The organism is Variovorax sp. Varisp85 (genome assembly GCF_047304045.1).
Classification (GTDB): domain Bacteria; phylum Pseudomonadota; class Gammaproteobacteria; order Burkholderiales; family Burkholderiaceae_C; genus Variovorax.
In genome coordinates, this window is the sequence record NZ_JBGLYN010000048.1 from 1 (window position 1) to 21,206 (window position 21,206).

Consider the following 21,206-nt stretch of genomic DNA (forward strand, 5'->3'; position numbering starts at 1 on the left):
TTGGTGGCGAACAGCTGCGAGCCGTTGATCGCATCGGTGCTGGTGTTGGAGATCCGGCCGGCGGCCACGTTGGTGATGGTGCGTTCGGCTCCGACCGTGCCCACGCTGACCGTGCCCACCGGGGTGGTGCCCTGGAAGTTGTAGGTCGTGCCGTTGATCGTCGTGCTCGCAGTCCCCACTGCAGCGGCCGTGGCCGAACCTGCGCCCAGCGCCACGCTGTTGGCGTCCGCGGCCGTGGCCCCCAGGCCGATGGCCACCGCCGAAGCGCCGGCCGCCGCCGCGTTCTTGCCCGACGCGATGGCGTTGGCGCCGGTAGCGCCGAGGTTGTCTTCGTTGGTGCCGCCGGTGGAGTTGACGCTGTAGTACTTGGTCTTGTTGGTCGTGACCGTCGTGCTGAGGTCCGCGATCGACTGGTTGGTGGCGAACAGCTGCGAGCCGTTGATCGCATCGGTGCTGGTGTTGGAGATCCGGCCGGCGGCCACGTTGGTGATCGTGCGCTCCGCCCCCGGCGCGCCGACGCTCACCGTGCTCGTCGGCGTGGTGCCCTGGAAGTTGTAGGTCTTGCCGTTGATGGTCGCACTGGCCGTGCCGACGGCCGCCGTGGTGATCGAGCCGGAGCCCAGCGCCACATCGCCCGCATTGGCAGTCGCCGTCGCTGCATCGCCGATGGCCACGCTGCCGGCCTTGCCGGCCGCACCGGCCGTGGAGCCGTTGCCCAGTGCCACCGAGCCCTGGCCGATCGCCTTGTTGCCATTGCCGATGGCGACTGCACCATTGGCCTGGTTGGCCGCAGTGGCCGAGGCCGTGCCGTCGCTGTTGGCGATGTTGTTGGCACCGCCGGTAAAGGCACCGGTACCGCTGGCATAGCTCGGATCGCCGATGGCAACAGCCCCGTCGCCGTAGGCCGTGTTGCCCGAGCCGATCGAGATCGCCTTGCCGCCTGTGGCCTTCGCGTTCTTGCCGATGGCCACCGCCTCCGCCGAATCGGCCGTCGCAGTGCTGCCGATGGCGATGGTGTCAGCGGCGCTGGCGCGCGCGCCGTTGCCCATGGCAATGCCGCTTGCACCCGCGGCCAGGGCGTTCACGCCGGCAGCCAGGGCATTGATGCCCGTGGCCCCATCGTTCGCATAGTTCCCCTGCTGCGTGCCGTTGTCGTTCACGCTGTAGTAGTGGATCTTGGACGCATTCACCTGCGTGGTCAGCTGGCTCACGTTCACCGCATCGGTGGGCGCCACGCCGGGCGCCACGTTGGTGATGACCGTGTTGCCGGCATTGATCCCGGTATTGGTCACGCTCGGTCCGCCCGTGATCGTGAGGCCGTTGTTGTTCAGCACTGTGCCGCCCGTGGTCACGCTGGTGAAGTTGGGCGTGGCGCTGGTGGCGATCTGCACTTCTGCACCGTTCTGCGTGATGGCGATGTTGTCGCCCGCCGTGTAGGTGGCGGTGCCGCCCGGGGCGATGTTCTGCACGCTGGTGCCCGTCGCCGTGCCCGTGCCTGTCCGGGCCGTGGTCATGTTCCAGCCCTTGCTGGCCGTGGAGCCGATGTTGGCCAGCTCGGCATTGGTGGCGAACAGCTGCGAGCCGTTGATCGCGTCGGTGCTGGTGCCGGAGATCCGACCGGCCGCGACGTTGGTGATCGTGCGCTCGGCGCCCACCGCGCCCACGCTCACGGTGCTCGTCGCAGTGGTGCCCTGGAAGGTGTGGGGCGTGCCGTTGATGGTCACGCCGGGGGTGTTGACCACGGCCGCCGTGACCGAGCCGGAGCCCAGTGCCACGTCGCCCGCGTTGGTACCCGCCGCCGCGCTGGAGCCCAGCGCCAGCCCGTTGACGACGCTGGCCGCGGCGTTGTTGCCCATGGCCACGCTGCCGGTGGCCGCCTTGGTGGTGCTCGCACCCACGCCCGCGGCGATGGAGTTGATGCCCTGCGCGCCGTCGTTGTTGACGTTGGCTCCCGCCACCCCGTTGTCGTTCACGCTGTAGTACTTGGTCTTGTTGGCCGCCACCGTGTCGCCCAGCTGGGTCACGTTCACCGCATCGGTGGGCGCCACGCCGGGTGCCACGTTGGTGATGACCGTGTTGCCGGCGTTGATGCCGGTGTTCGTCACGCTCGGTCCGCCCGTGATCGTGAGGCCGTTGTTGTTCAGCACTGTGCCGCCCGTGGTCACGCTGGTGAAGCTGGGCGTGGCGCTGGTGGCGATCTGCACCTCCGCACCGTTCTGCGTGATGGCGATGTTGTTGCCCGCCGTGTAGGTGGCGGTGCCGCCCGGGGCGATGTTCTGCACGCTGGTGCCCGTCGCCGTGCCCGTGCCTGTCCGGGCCGTGGTCATGTTCCAGCCCTTGCTGGCCGTGGAGCCGATGTTGGCCAGCTCGGCATTGGTGGCGAACAGCTGCGAGCCGTTGATCGCGTCGGTCGAGGTGTTGGAAATCCGGCCGGCTGCGACGTTGGTGATCGTGCGCTCGGCGCCCACCGCGCCCACGCTCACGGTGCTCGTCGCAGTGGTGCCCTGGAAGGTGTGGGGCGTGCCGTTGATGGTCACGCCGGGGGTGTTGACCACGGCCGCTGTGACCGAGCCGGAGCCCAGTGCCACGTCGCCCGCGTTGGTACCCGCCGCCGCGCCGGAGCCCAGCGCCAGCCCGTTGACGACGCTGGCCGCGGCGTTGTTGCCCATGGCCACGCTGCCGGTGGCCGCCTTGGTGGTGCTCGCACCCACGCCCGCGGCGATGGAGTTGATGCCCTGCGCGCCGTCGTTGTTGACGTTGGCTCCCGCCACCCCGTTGTCGTTCACGCTGTAGTACTTGGTCTTGTTGGCCGCCACCGTGTCGCCCAGCTGGGTCACGTTCACCGCATCGGTGGGCGCCACGCCGGGTGCCACGTTGGTGATGACCGTGTTGCCGGCGTTGATGCCGGTGTTGGTCACGCTCGGCCCGCCCGTGATCGTCAGGCCGTTGTTGTTCAGCACGGTGCCGCCGGTGGTCACGCTGGTGAAGCTGGGCGTGGCGCTGGTGGCGATCTGCACCTCCGCACCGTTCTGCGTGATGGCGATGTTGTTGCCCGCCGTGTAGGTGGCGGTGCCGCCCGGGGCGATGTTCTGCACGCTGGTGCCTGTGACCGTGCCGGTGCCTGTCTGGCCTGTGGTCACGTTCCAACCTTTGTTGGCCGTGGTGGCTACATCATCGATCGCGGCGTTGGTGGCGAACAGTTGGCTGCCGTTGATCGCGTCGGTGCTTGTCCCGGAGATCCGGCCGGCTGCGACGTTGGTGATCGTGCGCTCGGCACCCACCGTGCCCACGCTCACCGTCGAAGTCGGCGTGGTGCCCTGGAAGTTGTACGTCTTGCCGTTGATCACGGCGCTGGCCGTGCCGACGGCCGTGGCGGTGGTCGAGCCAGAACCAAGTGCCACGTCACCGGCGTTGTTGGCAACCGAATTCGCGCCCACCGCCACGCTGTCCGCCGCCTTGGCGCTGGCCGTGTCGCCCACGGCGACGCCGCCCGCAGCCGCGACGGACGAGGCATTGCCGAGCGCCGTGGCACGCGCTGCCGCGGCGTTCGCGCCGGGGCCGACGGCCGAGGCGTTCACGCCGGATGCGCTGGCAAATTCGCCGACCGCCAGGCTGTTGGTGGCACTGGCGTTGGAGAAGGCGCCCACCGCCGTGGAGCCGCTGACGCCCGATGCCACGGCGTTGACGCCGATCGCGGTGCTGCTGACCGCCGACGCCTTGGTGCCGGTGCCGATCGCAATGGCGTCGCCGGCCGATGCGCTCGACTGGAAGCCCTGCGCCACGGACTGATCGCCCGAAGCCGACGCGGCGACGCCGGCCGCCAACGAATTCGCGCCGGTCGCGCCGTTGTTCGTGTAGTTCGCCTGCTGCGTACCGCCGTCGTTTACGCTGTAGTAGTGGGTGGGCGTGCTGGCCGCGATGGCCTGCACCGCCTGGTTGGTGGCGTAGAGCTGCGAACCGTTGATGGCATCGGTCGAACTCGAAGAGATCCGCCCCGCCGCCACGTTGGTGATGGTCCGCTCGTTGCCCCCGCTGCCCACGCTGATCGTGCTGGTTGGCGTGGTGCCGGCGAAGTTGTAGGTGGTACCGCCGATCACCGCGCTGGCCGTGCCGACGGCCGTGTCCGTCACGCTGCCGGAACCCAGCGCCACGTCCCTTGCATTGTTGGCAATGGCCGTATCGCCGAGGGCGACGGCGCCCGCCGCCAGTGCCTTGCTGGTGCTGCCGAGCGCGACGCTGCCCTGGCCGACCACGGTGTTCTGGAAGCCGATACCCACCGCGCCACGCGCCGCCGTGCCGGCGGTGCTGACCGCCTGGCCGCCACCGCCGACCATGTTGGTGTTGCCCATGGCCACGGAGCCGTCGCCCGTGGCTGTGTTGTCCAGGCCATTCGCGATCGCACCGTTGCCGGTGGCGGTGTTCGGGTCGCCGATCGCCACGGCACCATTGCCGTTGGCGACGTTTCCGGCGCCGATGGCCACTGCTCTGCCGCCGGTGGCCGTGGAGCCGGTGCCGATCGAGACTGCATCGCCGGAATTGGCGACGGCGCCGTTGCCCATGGCGATCGCATTGAGCGCCGAGGCCTTGGCGCTGCTGCCGATCGCGATCGCCTGCGCTGCGGTCGCACTGGCGAGCGCGCCCAGTGCGGTGGCGTTCTGGTCGGACGCCAGTGTGCCGAACCCCAACGCGGTTGCGCGTGCGATAGTCGCCGTGGCGTTGTTGCCCATCGCCACGGTGCCGTCGGCCGCGGCGTTGGCCCCCGACCCCGACGCGACCGAGCCGACGCCGCTCGAGACAGCCTGATTGCCCATGGCCAGCGAGAAGTCGGCCGAGGCATTGGCAAGGTTGCCGAGCGCTGCTGAACTGATGCCTGCCGCGTTGGCCCGTGTGCCGATGGCCGCGGAATCGGTACCTCCCGCCTGAACTCCCCAGCCGCCGGCGAACGCACGCGCACCGGTGGCCGTCGAACTGACGCCGACCGCGGTGGAGTTCCCGCCCGCGGCATTGGCGAAGGTGCCCAGGGCGCTGGCGCCGGCAGCAGTAGCCTGGGCGGCGGCGCCAAGTGCGACCGCGTTGGTGTTGCTCGCGACTGCGCCGGAGCCCAGCGCCACTGCTGCAGTGCCCGAAGCCGCGGCGTTCGGGCCGAGAGCTGCCGAATTCGCCGCGGTTGCTTTGCTCTGGAAGCCGAGGGCGGTAGTGTTGGTCTGGGATGCTGTCACGTCGGTGCCGATGGCAACGGCACCGACCCCTGTGGCCCCCGTGCCCGGAGCCGTGCGCGATCCGAGGTAGAGCGAATTCAGCTGGGTCGCGATCGACTGGAAGCCGATGGCAATGGCATTCTGGGCTGTCGCGGTGGCAGAAGTGCCTTGGGCGACGGTATCCAATGCGGCCGCGTTCACCTGGTACCCCAGGGCGACGCTGCGCAATCCGGCCGCACTTGAGCCTGCGCCCAGGGAGACGGCGTTGTCCCCGCTGGCGCTGGCGAACGAGCCCGCTGCAAAGGCATTGCCGCCGCTGGCGGTCACGTCCGTACCAATTCCGATGGCGCCGCCGGCAAGTGCCCCTGTCGTCGGCCCAGTACGAGCACCCAGATAGATGGAATTGATGGCGGAGGAATAAGCCTGGAAGCCCAGCGAAATGGAATTCTGCCCGGCGCTGAGGGAGGCATATCCCACGGCGAGTCCGCCGAGCAGTTGGGCTTGCGCGAGAGAGCCCAGCGCGGTGGCCCCGATTCCCGACGCTGCGGAGCTAAGGCCCATGCACGAAGCCGTGCCGTTGTATGCGTTGTAAGGCGCCGCACCGCAGTTCACTGCCTGCGCCTGCGCCAGCGAAGACCATCCGATCCCGCCTAGCGCCAGCAGCGCGCTCACGATCCCGGCCCTCAAGTGTCCCGATGCGGGCAATGTCAGCGCGTCGGTCGCGCCGGCGGCCGCCACGGAACTCCCGCCGCGCTTGCCGCAGGCCCGTGTGTTTTCCGACGCGGCGACCCAGGCGCCAAGGGACTCATTCCAGAGTGAGCGATAAGTTTTATTCATGACCCCATCCATCCAATTAAAAAATCAGTGATCGGTCCTAGGACCTTGTCCCTGCGCACTATTTGTTAGTTGTTGCAAACAAATGTTAATTTGGGGGTGGGCGATTGCAATCTGCCTTGTCGCTTTTAGGAGGCAGTTTGTCGAATTGATTTAAATTTTCAAACGCGGATTATTTATTAATAGTAATAACAAGTTACTAATGAATTGAATGTTTACCATGGAAAATTACTTTGTCAATCGTAGATTTTGGTGGTAATGGACATCTGTTTCTCACAGAAGGAAAGCAATCGATAGCTCTTTTTAGTGCATCGATTTACTTGCGAGATATTTATGGAAACGATGTTCCATGGCGGGCATGCCGCTTGACAAAGCCCGCGATCAGCCTCGCGCGAAATTTGGAAGACCGTTCCGCCCCGGGAATCAACCGCCCGGTGACCGGCGCGTCACCGCGCTCTGGAACTCTTCGACCGAGGCAAGCAGCGGCGATGCCTTCCAGCACACGAGTTGCACGCCTTCCGGTTGCACGCACTCCAGGCAGAGGGCCACGGCATGCGCGTTGTCCGGCTGGAGCTGCCAGAACCGCCAGCGCGCAGCTGAGTCGTCGAGGCCGTCCTCGAAGCCGACTGCCACCTCATGCGCGCCTTCGAAACTGAAGGAGAACCGGTCCAGCGGAAGCGACAACCCCATGCCGCGCGCCTTGATGTAGCTTTCCTTGAGCGTCCAGAGATCCCAGAACCGGGAGGGCTGAAGCTCGGCCGGAAGCTGCCGCAGCGCCTGCGCCTCGTCGGCGGAAAAGAACTGCTGCGCAATCTCCAGCGGGGCGGCCCTGGCCGTGTGTTCGACGTCCACGCCCACCTCGCGCTCGACCGTCAGCGCCACCACGATGAGCGAGGCGCTGTGCGAAATGTTGAAGCGAAGACGCTTCGCCTGCAGCAGCGCATTGGCGATCCGCGGGCGCCCATAGGCGTTGGTTTCGAACCGCCAGTCGCGCGGCGCGATGGGCGCGTAGCGGGAGAGCAGCGAGCGGATCAGCCACCGCGTCATGAGGTACCGGCGCCTGTCGCGGGCGAAGCGGAAGCGCCCGTGCTTTTCGCGCTCCTCGGGCGTCAGCAGGGCCATGGCTTCTTCGTGGGCGGGGGCGTCCTGGTCGGGAACGTACAGGTGCCACAGGTGGACCTGGCGCGAGTCGATCTGCAGTTGCATTCGCAATTCTTGCTTGAATTTTCAACTCGTCCGGCGGGTTCTTCAGCTGGGCTTAAGGTGGCCCGCCCATACTGGTGTCGACGGTCTGCTGGCGTTGGTAGAGGTCGCTCAGGCACCCGCCCATTGGTGGTGGTTCCTCGAGGCCGGCGATCGTCACATTTTCAGGAAAAGGCCCTTGGCACCGCTGGCTGGAAGATCGAGCCGCGGCTCCCGGAGAACTATTCTTCGATCTGCCATGACCCACGAATTCTCCGACTTCGATCTCCCCGAAGGCTGGACTTGCCAAGTGGACCTCAAGAAGGCCCCGGAAGGCACCTACGCCGGCAAGGCCGAACTCCGCCAGGGGCGGGTGCAGCGCTGTGTGTTCGTGCTGGCGCAGCAGCCTTCGCGCGAAGCCGCGCTCGAACGGGTCAGGTTCCGTGCGCGGTTTTTCGTGGACGAATGGATGACCCGGCCTGGGGGGCGTGATCCTCAGGCCTGACGCGCCCGCGAAAAGGCGTTGTCCGTCAGCAATCCGCGCCCGCCGCTGGCGTGCCTCGCCCGCGCGCGCGAAAAGACTCGGGCTCTTGTCAAAGAACCCCAAGCACCCCTCCGGACGGCTCCATGCCGACCGCCCCATCGGCGACTACGCGCTCATCGGCTCGACCCACAGCGCGGCGCTGGTGCACCGCGGCGGCGACATCGAATGGCTGTGCCTGCCGCGCTTCGATTCCGCGGCCATGTTCGCCAGCCTGCTCGGCGACGAGCGCAACGGGCACTGGACGATGCGTGCCAAGGACCGCAATGCGCGCATCGCCCGGCGCTACCTGCCCGGCACGGTGGTGCTCGAGACCACGATCCGCACGGCCAAGGGCGTGGCCATCGTCACCGACTTCATGCCCCGCCCCGCCATCGACGGCACGCACGAGGTGGTGCGCATCGTGCGGGGCGCGCGCGGCGTCGTCGCCATGCACACCGAGTTCCGCATCCGCTTCAACTACGGCGAGTGGTGCCCGTGGATGGAGCGGCGCGACGGCGCGGTGTTCGCAACGGCCGGGCCCGACTCGGTGCGCATCAGCTCCGGCGTGCCGCTGACCAACGAGAACTTCGCGAGCTTTGCCGACTTCTCCGTGTCGGCGGGGCAGTCGATCGCGTTCAGCCTCGACTGGTTTCCGTCGCACCTGAAGCCGCCGGTGACGCGCGACGCCAGCGCGCTGCTGGCGCGCACCGTGATCGAGTGGAGCGCATGGACCGGGCGCTGCGGCTACGGCGGCGAGTTCCACGAGCCGGTGATGCGCTCGCTGCTCACGCTCAAGGCGCTCACCTACGAGCCCACCGGCGGCATCGTTGCCGCGCCGAGCACTTCGCTGCCCGAGCGGCCCGGCGGCGAGCGCAACTGGGACTACCGCTTCTGCTGGCTGCGCGACGCGGCGCTCACGCTCTACGCGCTGATCGGCTCGGGCTACGTGGAGGAGGCCAGCGCCTGGCGCTGGTGGCTGATGCGCGCGGTGGGCGGCTCGCCCGAGGAGCTGCAGGTGATGTACGGCCTGCACGGCGAACGCTCGCTCACCGAACTCGAGCTCGATTGGCTGCCGGGCTACGAGAACAGCCGGCCGGTGCGCATCGGCAACGGCGCGCACGGGCAGCGGCAACTCGATGTGTACGGCTCGGTCATCGCAGCCTTCCATGCGGCGCGCAAGGCCGGGCTGGCGGACATGGACAAGGTGTGGCCACTGGAGCGCGCCATCGCGAAGCAACTGACGGCGCTGTGGAAGGAACCCGACTGCGGCCTCTGGGAAGTGCGCGGCGAGCCGCGCCACTTCGTGCACTCCAAGATCATGTGCTGGCTGGCCTTCGACCGGATGATCGCGAGCGCGACGGAATACGGACTCGAAGGGCCCGTGGAGCGCTGGCGCGAGGTGCGCGACGAGATCCATGCCGAAGTCTGCGCACGCGGCTACGACGCCGGGCGCAATTCCTTCGTTCAGTTCTACGGCGCCGACACGGTGGACGCGGCGCTGCTGTGGATGCCGCTGATCGGCTTCCTGCCCATTCACGACGCACGCGTGCAGGGCACCATCGCGCGCATCGAGAAGGAGCTGATCTTCAACGGGCTGGTGTACCGCTACCGCACCGAGAAAGGCGTGGACGGCCTCGAAGGCGGGGAGGGCGCATTCCTCGCGTGCAGCTTCTGGCTGTCGAACGTGTACGTGGCCATGGGCAGGCTGCGCAAGGCGCGGGCGCTGTTCAAGCGCCTGCTGGCACTGGGCAACGACCTGGGCCTGTTCGCCGAGGAGTACGACCCGGTCGCGCAGCGGCAGCTCGGCAATTTTCCGCAGGCGTTCTCGCACATCGGGCTGATCAACAGCGCGCATGCGCTGGTGTCGGCGGCCGGCGGCGTGTGGGAACTGGCGGACCTCGACGGCAAGGCGCAGCCGCAGAAGGCAAACAAGACGGCAAGGAAGAGGACGCCGCTCAGGCGGCCGCGAGCGCGAACTCCTCGGCGCTGAACACGGTGTGGAAGACCGTGCCGTCGAACATCTCGAAGAGCGTCTTCGAGACCTCGCGGCTTTCGTAGCGCACGGGCGAATCGAGCGCGATGGCGATGTCCTCGCGGCTCGCATAGCGGATCGACAGCACCATTGCCAGTTCGGGATCGCTCACGTCGCTTTCGAGCTGGCGCAGCACGCGCACCTCGAGCGCACCGGGGAAGCGGGTCCACAGCGGCACGAGCTTTTCGTGCACGTGGCGGTCGAATGCTTCTTCCATGCCGGCCTTGACCCGGCCCCTGAAAAACGCGCAGCGGATGAACATGGGTGTTCTTCTTTCCTGGTTGAAATCCGTGGGCGCGGCCGCTTCAGCCGCGAGCGTAGCCGTCGAACTGCCGCATCATGGCCGCCGTGTCTTCGGCACCGAGCCCGGCCGCGACGAAGCTGCGGTGCAGCTCCGAGACGGCGCCCGCCAGCGGCATCGGCAGGCGTTGGCCCTGCGAGAAGGCCTGCACCGCCTCGAGGTCCTTCAGCATGTTGTCGATGCGCCCCGTGGGCGTGTAGTCGCGCGCGGCCATCTTGGGGCCGAACTCGCGCAGGATCTGGCTGTCGGCGCGGCCGCCGGCCAGCGCGGCGGGCAGCTTCGAGGCATCGACGCCGCCGGCCTCGGCCAGCCGCACGGCCTCGGCCACGGCCTGGAAGCCGATGGCGCAGAGCAGCTGGTTGACGAGCTTGGTGGTCTGGCCCGCGCCGCTGTCGCCCATGCGGGTGTAGTTGGCGCACAGGCTGTCCATCACGGCGCGTGCGCGCTGCACGTCTTCGGCGCTGCCGCCGCCCACCCCGGTGCGCGCCCCGCGCCGGGCGTGGGGCGCGCCCCCCGCGCGGGGCGCCTCGACGAAGCCCATGCCCGTGCGCTCGCGCAGCGATTGCGCGAGCCGGCGCGTGGACGGCGGGTCGATGGACGACATGTCGATCAGCAGCCGCTTCGCATCGGCCGGCGCGGCGGCGATGCCGGCCTCGCCGAAGATCGCGCGCTCCACCACCGCTGCCGAGTTGAGGCTGGTGATCACGAAGTCGCAGGCCGCCGCTGCCGCCTGCGCGGTGCCGGCGGCCTGCGCGCCATGCGCCTGCAGCGCCGCGACCTTGGCCGTGTCGGGATCGAACACGCTCACCCGGTGGCCGCATTCGAGCAGCCGGCGAGCGATGGCCGTGCCCATGATGCCCACGCCGATCACGGCCACGCGCTGGCTGGGGACGGTTGCGGTCGTCATGCGGGGGCTTTCAGCATGCAGTGCACGGTGCTACAGGCTCGCGGTGATGCCGCCATCCACATACAGGATGTGGCCGTTGACGAAGCTCGACGCGTCCGAGGCCAGGAAGATGGCCGCACCGCCCAGCTCTTCCACGTCGCCCCAGCGGCCGGCGGGTGTGCGGCCCGAGAGCCACGCCGTGAAGGCCTCGTCGGCCACCAGCGCCTGCGTGAGTTCGGTCTTGAAGTAGCCCGGCCCGAGGCCATTGACCTGGATGCCGTGCTTGCCGAGGTCGATCGCCATGCCCTTGGTGAGCATCTTCACCGCGCCCTTGGTGGCGGCGTAGGGCGCAATGCCCGGGCGGCCCAGCTCGCTCTGCACCGAGCACACGTTGATGATCTTGCCGCGCTTGCGCTCGATCATGCGCTGGGCCACGAAGCGGCCGACCAGGAACACGCTGTCGATGTTCGTGGTGACTATCTTGTGCCAGGCATCGACCGGGAATTCGGCGAACGCGCCGCGGTGCTGCATGCCGGCGTTGTTGACGAGGATGTCGATGGCGCCGATGTCGGCTTCGATGGCGGCCACGCCCGCTTCCACCGCGGCGGCGTCGGTCACGTCGAAGGCCATGGCCTCGGCCGCGATGCCCTTGGCGCGCAGGGCGTCACGGGCGGCGGTGAGCGCCGCGGCGTCGCGTGCATTGAGCACCACGCGCGCCCCGGCGTTGCCCAGCGCCGCGGCCAGCGCGAAGCCGATGCCCTTGCTGGAGCCGGTGATGAGGGCGGTGCGCCCGGAAAGGTCGAACAGTTTCAAGGGAGGCTCCTGGTCCATGACAGCCGGATAAGTTACCGGTATCTTTTGTAGTCGTCAATGGGTAAAACCTGCGCTGGCGTTATTTCATGTTGGCGATTAAAGTTACCGGTATCTGATTGAATCGACATCCGCAGGAGAGACCCGCTTGACCGCTACCGCTACATCCCCGCACGTGCTGATGCCCGGCGCCTACCCGGAATGGGACATGGCGCCGATGCAGGCCGCCTACACGCTGCACCGCCTGTGGGAAGCGCCCGACCGGCAGGCCTTCATTGCGGAGCACGCGCCGCACATCCGCGCGGTCGCCACGCGTGGCGAACTGGGCGCGAATGCCGAGCTGATCGCCTCACTGCCGAAGCTGGAACTGATCGCCTGCTACGGCGTGGGCACCGACGGCATCGACCTCGCCGCCTGCCGTGCGCGCGGCATCCGCGTGACCAATACGCCCGACGTGCTCAACGGCGACGTGGCCGATCTCGCCGTGGGGCTCATGCTCGCGCTGCAGCGGCGCATTCCGGCGGGCGACCGGTTCGTGCGCAGCGGCGCATGGGCCAACGGCGGCATGCCGCTGACCACGCGCGTCTTCGGCCAGCGCATCGGCATCGCGGGCTTCGGCCGCATCGGCAGCACCATCGCGCGCCGGCTCTCGGGCTTCGACGTGGAGCTGGGCTACTTCAGCCGCACGCCGAAGCAAGACAGTCCGCATCGTCACTTCACAAGCTTGCCCGCCATGGCCGACTGGTGCGACGTGCTCATCGTCATCCTGCCCGGTGGCGAAGCCACGCGCGGCATCGTCAATGCCGAAGTGCTGCAGGCGCTGGGCCCGCAGGGCTGGCTGGTGAACGTGTCGCGCGGCACCACCGTCGACGAAGGCGCGCTGCTGCAGGCGCTGGAGGCGGGCGCCATTGCCGGCGCCGCGCTCGACGTGTTCCTCAACGAACCGCGCATCGACCCGCGCTTTGCCGCGCTCGACAACGTGGTGCTGCACCCGCACCATGGCAGCGGCACCGAACAGACGCGCCGCGCCATGGGCGAACTCGTGCGCCGCAACCTCGAAGCCCACTTCGCGGGCCAGCCCCTGGTCACTCCCGTTGCCTGAAGGAAGAAACATCATGCGTTTGCGTTGTATGTGCCTCGTGATCCACGCCCCCGACGATCTGCGCCTGGACGAACAGGACGCCGGCGAGATCGGCCCGGGCCAGGTGCTGGTGAAGGTCGGGATGGGCGGCATCTGCGGCTCCGACCTGCACTACTTTCACAACGGCGGCTTTGGCACCGTGCGCATCAAGGAGCCGATGGTGCTGGGCCATGAAGTGGCCGGCACCGTGGTGGCGGTGGCGCCCGGCGTGGAGAGCGTGCGCATCGGCGACAAGGTGGCCGTCAACCCGAGCCGTCCGTGTGGCGCCTGCAAGTTCTGCCTCGAGGGCCTGCCCAACCAGTGCCTCGACATGCGCTTCTATGGCAGCGCGATGCGCACGCCGCACGTGCAGGGCGCGTTCCGCAACATGCTGCTGTGCGAGGCCACGCAGTGCGTGAAGGTGGCCGAGCACGTGCCGCTGCGCCTGGCCGCGCTGGCCGAGCCGTTCTCGGTGGGGCTGCACGGCGTGTCGCGCGCCGGCCCGCTGCTGGGCAAGCGGGTGTTGGTGTCGGGTTGCGGGCCCATCGGCGTGCTGGCCATCGCGGCAGCGCGCGCACACGGGGCGGCCGAGATCACCGCTACCGACGTGGTCGACGAGCCGCTGGTCATCGCTCGCGCCATGGGCGCCGACAACGTCATCAACGTCGCGCAGGACAAGGCCTGGGTTTCACGCCATTCGGCCGACAAAGGCACCTTCGACGTGATGCTCGAATGCTCGGGCAACGAGCGCGCGCTGCGCGACGGGCTCGAGGTGATGCGCCCGCGCGGCGTGGTCGTGCAGCTGGGGCTGGGCGGCGACGTGAGCATTCCGCAGAACATGGTGGTGGCCAAGGAACTCAGCATCTGCGGCTCGTTCCGCTTCCATGCGGAATTCGCGCTCGCGGTGCGGCTCATCAACGAAGGGCGCGTCGACCTGTCGCCGGTGGTGACGCACACCTTCCCGATGCTGCAGGCGCGCCAGGCCTTCGAGCTGGCGAGCGACCGGCAGAAGGCGATGAAGGTGCTGATCGATTTCGCGGATGCGGGCGCCGAGGCTGTCGCGGCCTGACGGGGTCTTCCGCTGAAATCCTGAAGGAAGTTGTTTCGGGCATCGCTATTCCTACGTGAACTGGCGCAAGAGGCCGGCGGCGCGGCGCGAGCCACAGGCTCAGGTTGCTGCATATCGACGTTCAACAAAACGGAGGTATCCAGATGTCTAGACTCAACGACGAATGGAAGGTCGAGAAGCACGGCCCGCTTGAAATGCTCGGCGAAGGCTTGCACACCGTGGCGGGCGAAATCGTCATGCCGCTCGGCCATTTTCCACGCCGGATGACCGTGCTCACATTGCGGGGCCGGCGACTCGCCGTGTGGAGTGCCATTGCGCTGAGCGAGCCGCAGATGGCGCAGCTCGAAGCGCTGGGGTCGGTCGACTTTCTGATCGTGCCCGGCGCATCGCACCGCCTCGATCTCAAGGCCTGGAAGCGGCGCTATCCGACTGCGAAGGTTGTCTGCCCGCCCGGCGCGCGCGAAGCCGTGGCCGAGGCCGCGCCGGTGGATGCGATCACGGACGTGCTCGACGACCCGACCGTGGCGTTCCAGACCGTGCCGGGCGTCGGCGACAAGGAGGCCGCCCTGGTCATCCGGCGCGCGGACGGCACCTCGCTGGTCGTCAACGACATCATTGCCAACGTGCACCATCCCGACGGCCTGGGCGCCAAGGTGATGGCGCGTCTCATGGGCTTTGGCGTCAAGGAACCGCAGATGCCCTGGGTGGGCGAAAAGATGTTCGTCAAGGACCATGCGGCGCTGGCGGCTGCACTGCGTGCCTGGGCCGCCGAACCGGCGCTGGCGCGTGTCGTGGTGAGCCACGGCGACGTGATCACCGAACGCCCGCGCGAGGTGCTGGAGAAAATCGCAGCCGACATTGCACAGTGAGGCATGAAGTGCCGCGGCGCCCCTTCAAGCCCCGGTCGCCCCCTGACGCGTCATCAACGTATTCGACGGCAGCGTCTCGTCCAGCAGCTTGCGCGCCGTCTCGATGCCCGCCACCGGCAGCAGCTTGGCGTCGAGCAGGCCGACCTGCACCAGCACACTGGCCTGGTCCCAATAGATGTGCTCATGATAGAGCTTGTTGCCGCGGAACTTGATGACGGCGAGCAGCGGTATCTCCACGCGCTTTCCGGTCGGTTTGACCCCCGGCAGCATCCATGGGATCTCGGTGGTGTGCGTGAAGCAGAACAGCATCTCGTCGACCACCTGCGTGGCGCCCACTGTGCGCGAGATGGGCACCAGAGAGGTGTCGGGCGGATTGCTGTTGACGAAGTGGTTCATATAGAACGCATGCAGCGCCTTGTAGCCCACGCCGCCGGTCATCGTGGGAATGTGGTTGACGTACGGCTCGGCCACCATGGTGCTCATCGTGTCGTCGACGTTGCGCGTGGCGAACTCGTATTCGCAGTGCTTGTCCCACAGCGCCGAGAGGTCGTAGTGCGGGCCGATGGCGTCCTTCAGCGTGGCGATGCTGCGCTCGTGCGCCATCAGCGCAGAAGGCTTGTGGAAGTGCTCGCCGCCGGCGCGCGCGAAGGCGTGGTCCATGCCCGGATACACGTACAGGGAAACGCCGGGGCGGCCCTTGAGCGTGGCGACGATGCGGTCGCGCGCCTCGGGCGGACAGAACTTGTCGAGCTCGGCGATGTGCAGCGTGAGCGGCCGCTTGATCCGGTCGGCCTCGCCGAGCGCGGCGTCGATGCCCACGCCGTAGTAGCCGACCGCCGCGTCCGCGTCGGTGCGGCATGCAGCCAGGTACGCGAGCTTGCCGCCGAGGCAGAAGCCGAGCACGCCGACCTTCCTGCCGGGCACCTCGGCGCGCGCGCGCAGCGCATCGATGGCGGTCTGCATGTCTTCCATGCCCTTGGCTTCGTCGAAGCCGCCGTAGAGCGCGAAGGCGCGCTGCCAGTCGGCCTCGCTGTAGCCGAGCTCCACGTCCGGCTCCTGCCGCCAGAACAGGTCGGGCACCAGCGCCACGTAGCCTTCTTCGGCATAGTAATCGGCCACCTCGCGCATGGTGTGGTTGATGCCGAAGATTTCCTGGGCGATCACCAGGCCGGGGCCCGTGCCCGCCGCAGGCAGCGCGAGGTAGCCGCGGAAGGTGCCGCTGCCGTCGGCGGCTTTCATTTCGATGTAGTGGCCTGAAGCCTGAGCTTTCTCTTGCATGTGGTTCTCCGTGTGCGTTCTATTGCAAACATTCCGGGTGCCGCGTCGTCACCTGGTAGTAGCCCGAGTGAAAGACCAGCGGCTCGCCATCGAAGCGGTCGTACCGCTCCACTTCGCCGATGAAGATGAGGTGGTCGCCCCCATCGTACTGCCGCACGTTGCGGCAGACGAATCGTGCGATGACGTCGTTGAGCAGCGGCACGCCTGCCGTGCCCTCGCAGCAATCCACGCCGCCGAACTTGTCGGCCTGCGGCGTCGAGAACTGGCGCGACAGGTGATGCTGGTGCGCCGCCAGCACGTTGATCGCGAAATGGCTGGCGCCGGTGAAATCCGCCACGCTCGGTGCGTTGCGGGCCAGGCTCCACAGCACCAGCGGCGGGTCGAGCGACACCGATGAAAACGAATTGGCCGTCATGCCCACGCGGCGCCCGTCGATGGCGCGCGTGGTGATGACGGTCACGCCGGTCGAGAACTGGCCCAGCGCCTTGCGGAAGTCGCGGCGGTCGAACCGGTCGACTGCCGCCTCGCGGGCCCTGGCTTCCAGGAAGCGGTCGGCCTCCGCGGCATCGAACCACCAAGGCGCGAAGGTGCGCGGATCGTCGAAGCCGTTGACCAGCGTGCTCGCCACCGGGGGCATGTGCGTGGCGCTCTGCAGCAGCTTGTGCACGTGGGGCAGGGGCGGCGCGAGCAGGCTGTGGGTCCATGCGGTGGCCCAGCGTGCATAGCCTTCCCAGTAGCGGTCGAAGGTCTGCTGCATCCACTCGGCATCGAATGGCGCGTCGCCGTGCTCGAGGATGCGCTTGAGACAGATGTCGGCGCTCTTGGCCGCGTTGTTCGAGCCCTGCCCGGTGATCGGGTCGTTGAGCACCACCACGTCGGCCAGGCCCAGCACCTTGCGCCCGGAAGGCAGCGTGGCCACCGGCTTGCGCACCGTCGGTGCGAAGCTGCCGACGAGCACGCCGTTGTCGTCGGCCAGTTCGATGTGCCGGCAGCGCTCGGCTTCCCAGGGCAGGAAGGTGTCGAGGATCCACTTGCTGCGCGCGAGGTGCTCCTGCGGTGTCTTCACGTCCGTCCAGCAATCCATAGGACCGCCGGGCACGCCTTCGAACACCATGATCTCGCAGGGCCCCGTGGTGGTCAGCGCAGGGAACACGAAGTACTCGCCGACGCCGGGAATCAGGTTGAAGCACACCCGCGCATACGGCTGCGCCGGCAGCATGCCCTTCACGTAGGTGAGGGCCAGCACGCGCTGCGGTGCGTCGAACGGGGAGCGCTCGGCATCGCGCTCGAACAGCTTCGAGATCTCGCCCTTGCCGCTGGCCACGACCACGAGGTCGTGCGTTTGCGCACATGCATCCAGCTCGCCGAGCCCCACGTCCTGCAGCACGAGGCGGCCGCCTCGCTGCTCGAACGCATTCATCCATCCGGGGATCTTGATGCGCTGGTCGACCGACTGCGCCGGTCCGTCGAGCCTTGCGCTCCATTCGATGGCCTTGCCACCCTGCGGGTTGCGCACCGTCATGCCGATGCCTTCCACGCACGGGCATTCACCGGCCCAGAAGTCCAGACCGAGCTCGCGCTCGGTCTGCAGCGCGGTCTCGAACATGCACTGGCTGGACATGACCGGCCCTTCGAAGATCTCCCGCGCCGTGCGGTTCGAGAAAACCGTCACCTCGTGCCCGGCCCGTTGCAGGCCCAGCGCGATTTGCATGCCGGACTGCCCGGCGCCGACGATGGCCACGCGTCTTGTCATACGCTGTACCCGCGTCAGGCGGCGGCCGCCCAGGTCTCGATGTAGCGGTCCGCCTCCACCGGGTCCGCGAACCACGGGAAGAAGGTGCGTGGATCGTCGAAGCCGTTGGCGATCGCGCTGGCCAGCGGCGGCATCGCACCGGCGCTGCCGAGCAGCTTGAGCACGTGGGGCGGTGGCGGCGCAAGCAGCATGTTGGTCCACTGCGTGACCCATTGCGAGTAGCCGAACCAGTAGCGGTCGAAGGTCTGCTGCATCCACGCCGCATCGCCGGGACCGTCGCCGCGCGCGAGGATGCTCTTCAGGTAAGAGTCGGCGCACTTGGCCGCGTTGTTCGAGCCCTGGCCGGTGATCGGGTCGTTGAGCACCACCACGTCGGCCAGGCCCAGTACCTTGCGCCCCGACGGCAGGGTGGCCACCGGCTTGCGCACGGTGGGCGCGAAGCGGCCTGCGAGGATGCCGTTGTCGTCGGTCAGCTCGATGTCACTGCAGCGCGCGGCCTCCCACGGCGTGAAGGTGTCGACGATCCACTTGCTGCGCGCGAGGTGCTCCTGCGGCGTCTTCACGTCCGCCCAGCAGTCCATCGGCCCGCCGGGCACGCCCTCGAACACCATGATCTCGCAGGGCCCCGTGGTGGTCAGCGCAGGGAACACGAAGTACTCGCCGACGCCGGGAATCAGGTTGAAGCAGACGGCCGAGAATGGCTCGCGCGGCGCCATGCCCTTCACGTAGGTCAGCGCCAGCGCGCGCTGCGGCTTGTCGTAGGGCGACTTGTGGGCGTCGCGCTCGAACAGCTTCGAGATGTCGCCCTTGCCGCTCGCCACCAGCGTGAGGTCGTGGCTTTGCGCGCAGGTCTCGAGCTCGTCGATGCCCGCGTCCTTGAAGACCAGTTCGCCGCCCTTGCGCTGGAACTCCGCCATCCACGCCGGGATCTTCACGCGCTGGTCGACCGACTGCGCGCTCGAATTCAGCCGGGCCGCCCAGTCGATGGCCTTGGCTCCCTTCTGCTCCGGATGCGGCACGGCCAGGCCGATGCCGTCCACCGTGGGGCATTCCTTCGCCCAATGGTCCAGCCCCAGGTCGCGCTCGATCTGCAGCGAGGTGTGGAACATGCACTGGCTCGACATCACCTTGCCGCTGCGTATGTCGTCGCCCGTGCGGTTGCTGAACATCGTGACCTCGTAGCCCGCGCCCAGCAGGCCGAGCCCCAGTTGCAGGCCCGACTGGCCCGCGCCGACGATTGCGATTCGCTTCATTGCCTTGCTCCTTGTCTGTTTGCTTGCTTGCCGGTCAGTCCATCAACCTGGGAATGGCGGGCACGGCCTGCTCCGGGCCCATGGCGGCGTAGCCGCCGTCCACTGCGTAGTCGGCGCCGGTCACGAAGCTCGCGTGGTCCGAGCACAGGAACAGCACCACCTGCGCCACCTCATCCGGATCGCCGACGCGCCCCAGCAGGTGATAGGGCGCGGCCACGCGATTGGTCTTGGCCCGGTCGCCACCGCTGAGCCGGTCCATCACGGCCGACCACGTCCAGCCCGGCGACACGCTGTTCACGCGAATGCGGTCGGGCGCAAGGTCCATCGCCATGTTGCGCGTGAGCTGCGCCATCGCGGCCTTGCTGACCGGGTAGAGCCATCGCCCCGTCTGCGCCACGCGCGACGAGATGCTCGTGAAATTGACCACCGCGCCGCCGCCTGCCGCGGCCATGTGCGGATGCACCGCCTGCAGCATCGCCACCGCGCTCGCCACATTCACGTTGAACGATGTGAGCCAGTCGGCGCGCGGCGACTTGAAGCCGTCGTCCAAGTACGAGCACGCGAGATTGATCAGGAAGTGCACGCCGCCGTGCCGCTCCACCGCCTGTGCAACGCACGCCGCCACCTGGGCGTCGTCGGTGATGTCGGTGTGTACGAAGCACGCGCCGGTGCCGAGCGAATCGGCCAGAGCCTGCCCGTTGCCGGCGTCGATGTCCGCGATCACGACCTTCACGCCGGCCGCGTGCAGTGCACGCACCACGCCGGCCCCTATCAATGTGGAGCCGCCGGTAACGATGGCGCTCCTGCCTTCGAGTCCCTTGAACATGACGCTTGCTCTCCTTGGTGGATCGACCGGGCCGGGTTGGCCCGTGGGTCGTACCTTAGGAGGCGAGGGGGCGCCGGCGCATCCCGCAAGCGCAGGCCCTGTCCCTGGCGCGCATGTTTTTGCCGAGGGGCGATCCGAATTGTGGGCTGGGATGCTTTTTGCTAGGGTGGCCTGGCCCCATGGAAACCGCTGCCATGACCCCCCGGCTGCCGCTGCAGCGTTATCGATTGTTCGAGAGCCACGACATGGACGAGGCGCGCGAAAGCGTGGCCCGCGTGTTCTGCCCGCACGGCCTGACCATGCTGCGGCCCCGCACCGAGCTCGACGCCTGCCACCACAGCGCGCGCCTGCACCGTGACGTGAGCCTCAACTACGTGCAGTACGGCCCGGGCGTGCAGATCGAGCCGGGCTATCTGCAGGATTTCTTCCTGTTGCAGATTCCGTTGCGCGGCGGCGCCGAAATCCGCTGCGGTGCGCAGCGGATCGACGCCACGCCCAGCCTTGCCTCGCTGCCGTCGCCGACCGAGCCGCTCTCCATGCGCTGGGCCGACGACAGCCCGCACCTGATCGTGCGGCTGGCCCGGGCGGCGCTGCTGTCGCGGCTCGAGTCGATGCTGCAGGCGCCCGTGCGGCAGGCGCTGGTGTTCGACCTCGGCGTGCCGCTCGACAACCCGGCGCTCGCGCCGCTGGTGCACTTCATCGACTACCTGCGGCTCACGCTCGAAGCCAGCGGCAATGCGCTACAGGCCGGCAGCCGCCTTGCAGAGCACGCCGAGGAATACCTGATGTCCAGCCTGCTGATGTCGGCCGGCCACAATCACTCGCGCGCCCTGGCCAGCGATGCGCAACGCAGCCTGCTGCCGCGCGCCGTGCGAAGGGCGCAGGATTTCATGGCGGCGCATGCCGATCAGCCCTTGTCGCTGGCCGACATATGCAGCGAAGTCGGTTGCAGCGCGCGTGCGCTGCAGCTGGCGTTTCGCCAGCACGCGGACCAGGGGCCGATGGAATTCCTGCGGGAGCTCAGGCTCGACAGGGTGCGGGCCGAGCTGCTCGTGTCGGCGGCAAGCAATGGCGGCGGCGTACGTGAAGCCGCGGAGAAATACGGCTTTCTGCACCTGGGCCATTTCGCTGCGCAGTACCGTGCACGCTTTGGGGAGCGGCCGTCGGAGACTCTGGCGCGCGGAGCGGTGGGGCGCTGAGAGAGTTCTGCGGGGCGCGCGCTCAAGGGCGGCTGTTCCGGTAGAACGTTCCTGCGACTCAGCCGAAGATGAG

At 68.0% G+C, this 21,206-nt stretch carries 15 protein-coding genes and 1 pseudogene; 6 read left to right on the plus strand and 10 right to left on the minus strand.

All coding sequences use genetic code 11. From position 1 onward, the window contains the following. Positions 1-6,035, minus strand: a 6,035-nt coding sequence (locus ACCC97_RS18820) for an ESPR-type extended signal peptide-containing protein (protein WP_413334337.1), incomplete at its 3' end; no start/stop codon positions are given. A 420-nt stretch (positions 6,036-6,455) separates the two neighbouring features. Continuing rightward, positions 6,456-7,238 carry a 4'-phosphopantetheinyl transferase family protein gene (locus tag ACCC97_RS18825; protein ID WP_007836057.1) on the minus strand — a complete coding sequence of 261 codons (783 nt, stop codon included), beginning with the start codon at positions 7,236-7,238 and terminating at the stop codon, positions 6,456-6,458. A 235-nt stretch (positions 7,239-7,473) separates the two neighbouring features. On the opposite strand from ACCC97_RS18825, the gene ACCC97_RS18830 reads away from it, so the two are divergent. Next, positions 7,474-7,719 carry a hypothetical protein gene (locus ACCC97_RS18830; protein ID WP_007836053.1) on the plus strand — a complete coding sequence of 82 codons (246 nt, stop codon included), beginning with the start codon at positions 7,474-7,476 and terminating at the stop codon, positions 7,717-7,719. A gap of 85 nt (positions 7,720-7,804) precedes the next feature. Then, entirely contained in the window at positions 7,805-9,727 is a 1,923-nt protein-coding gene (locus tag ACCC97_RS18835) for a glycoside hydrolase family 15 protein (RefSeq protein ID WP_007836051.1), read from the plus strand. Here ACCC97_RS18835 and ACCC97_RS18840 read toward each other — a convergent pair. From ACCC97_RS18840 to ACCC97_RS18850, 3 genes are read right to left on the minus strand one after another with little or no spacing between them, the layout of a single operon-like run. Then, positions 9,693-10,031: a hypothetical protein gene (locus ACCC97_RS18840; protein ID WP_007836048.1), complete on the minus strand. Its 339-nt coding sequence runs from the start codon at positions 10,029-10,031 to the stop codon at positions 9,693-9,695. The genes ACCC97_RS18835 and ACCC97_RS18840 overlap by 35 nt on opposite strands. A gap of 43 nt (positions 10,032-10,074) precedes the next feature. Continuing rightward, positions 10,075-10,977 carry an NAD(P)-dependent oxidoreductase gene (locus ACCC97_RS18845; RefSeq protein ID WP_413334340.1) on the minus strand — a complete coding sequence of 301 codons (903 nt, stop codon included), beginning with the start codon at positions 10,975-10,977 and terminating at the stop codon, positions 10,075-10,077. A gap of 30 nt (positions 10,978-11,007) precedes the next feature. Next, positions 11,008-11,787: a glucose 1-dehydrogenase gene (locus tag ACCC97_RS18850; RefSeq protein ID WP_007836040.1), complete on the minus strand. Its 780-nt coding sequence runs from the start codon at positions 11,785-11,787 to the stop codon at positions 11,008-11,010. Between the two features lie 127 nt (positions 11,788-11,914). Here ACCC97_RS18850 and ACCC97_RS18855 point away from each other — a divergent pair, with 127 nt between their 5' ends. The 3 genes from ACCC97_RS18855 to ACCC97_RS18865 all read left to right on the plus strand — a co-directional run bounded on the left by ACCC97_RS18855 (position 11,915) and on the right by ACCC97_RS18865 (position 14,824). Then, positions 11,915-12,868, plus strand: coding sequence for a 2-hydroxyacid dehydrogenase (locus ACCC97_RS18855; protein ID WP_413334342.1), 954 nt, complete (start codon positions 11,915-11,917; stop codon positions 12,866-12,868). Between the two features lie 13 nt (positions 12,869-12,881). Then, complete coding sequence (locus tag ACCC97_RS18860) at positions 12,882-13,955, plus strand: L-idonate 5-dehydrogenase (RefSeq protein WP_413334344.1); 1,074 nt, start codon at positions 12,882-12,884, stop codon at positions 13,953-13,955. Positions 13,956-14,098: 143 nt separating this feature from the next. Continuing rightward, on the plus strand, positions 14,099-14,824 hold the full coding sequence (locus tag ACCC97_RS18865) for a hypothetical protein (RefSeq protein ID WP_413334346.1): 726 nt from the start codon (positions 14,099-14,101) through the stop codon (positions 14,822-14,824). Positions 14,825-14,848: 24 nt separating this feature from the next. Here ACCC97_RS18865 and ACCC97_RS18870 read toward each other — a convergent pair whose 3' ends face one another. From ACCC97_RS18870 to ACCC97_RS18890, 5 genes and pseudogenes are all read right to left on the minus strand, one after another. Then, positions 14,849-16,102 (minus strand): dienelactone hydrolase family protein, encoded by a 1,254-nt coding sequence (locus tag ACCC97_RS18870; protein ID WP_413334348.1) that lies wholly within the window; start codon positions 16,100-16,102, stop codon positions 14,849-14,851. Positions 16,103-16,121: 19 nt separating this feature from the next. Then, the gene (locus ACCC97_RS18875; protein WP_256220245.1) at positions 16,122-16,583 is read right to left on the minus strand and encodes a flavin reductase family protein; all 462 of its coding nucleotides are present in this window, start codon (positions 16,581-16,583) and stop codon (positions 16,122-16,124) included. 33 nt (positions 16,584-16,616) lie between these two features. After that, positions 16,617-17,855, minus strand: a pseudogene (locus ACCC97_RS18880) (styrene monooxygenase/indole monooxygenase family protein); the annotation flags it as partial. Between the two features lie 14 nt (positions 17,856-17,869). Next, positions 17,870-19,108 carry a styrene monooxygenase/indole monooxygenase family protein gene (locus ACCC97_RS18885; protein WP_007836034.1) on the minus strand — a complete coding sequence of 413 codons (1,239 nt, stop codon included), beginning with the start codon at positions 19,106-19,108 and terminating at the stop codon, positions 17,870-17,872. Between the two features lie 34 nt (positions 19,109-19,142). Further along, a complete protein-coding gene (locus ACCC97_RS18890) occupies positions 19,143-19,934 on the minus strand; it encodes an SDR family oxidoreductase (RefSeq protein ID WP_413334350.1) in 792 nt (263 codons plus the stop codon). 194 nt (positions 19,935-20,128) lie between these two features. On the opposite strand from ACCC97_RS18890, the gene ACCC97_RS18895 reads away from it, so the two are divergent. Further along, positions 20,129-21,133 carry an AraC family transcriptional regulator gene (locus ACCC97_RS18895; RefSeq protein WP_413334351.1) on the plus strand — a complete coding sequence of 335 codons (1,005 nt, stop codon included), beginning with the start codon at positions 20,129-20,131 and terminating at the stop codon, positions 21,131-21,133. Positions 21,134-21,206: the final 73 nt, after the last annotated feature.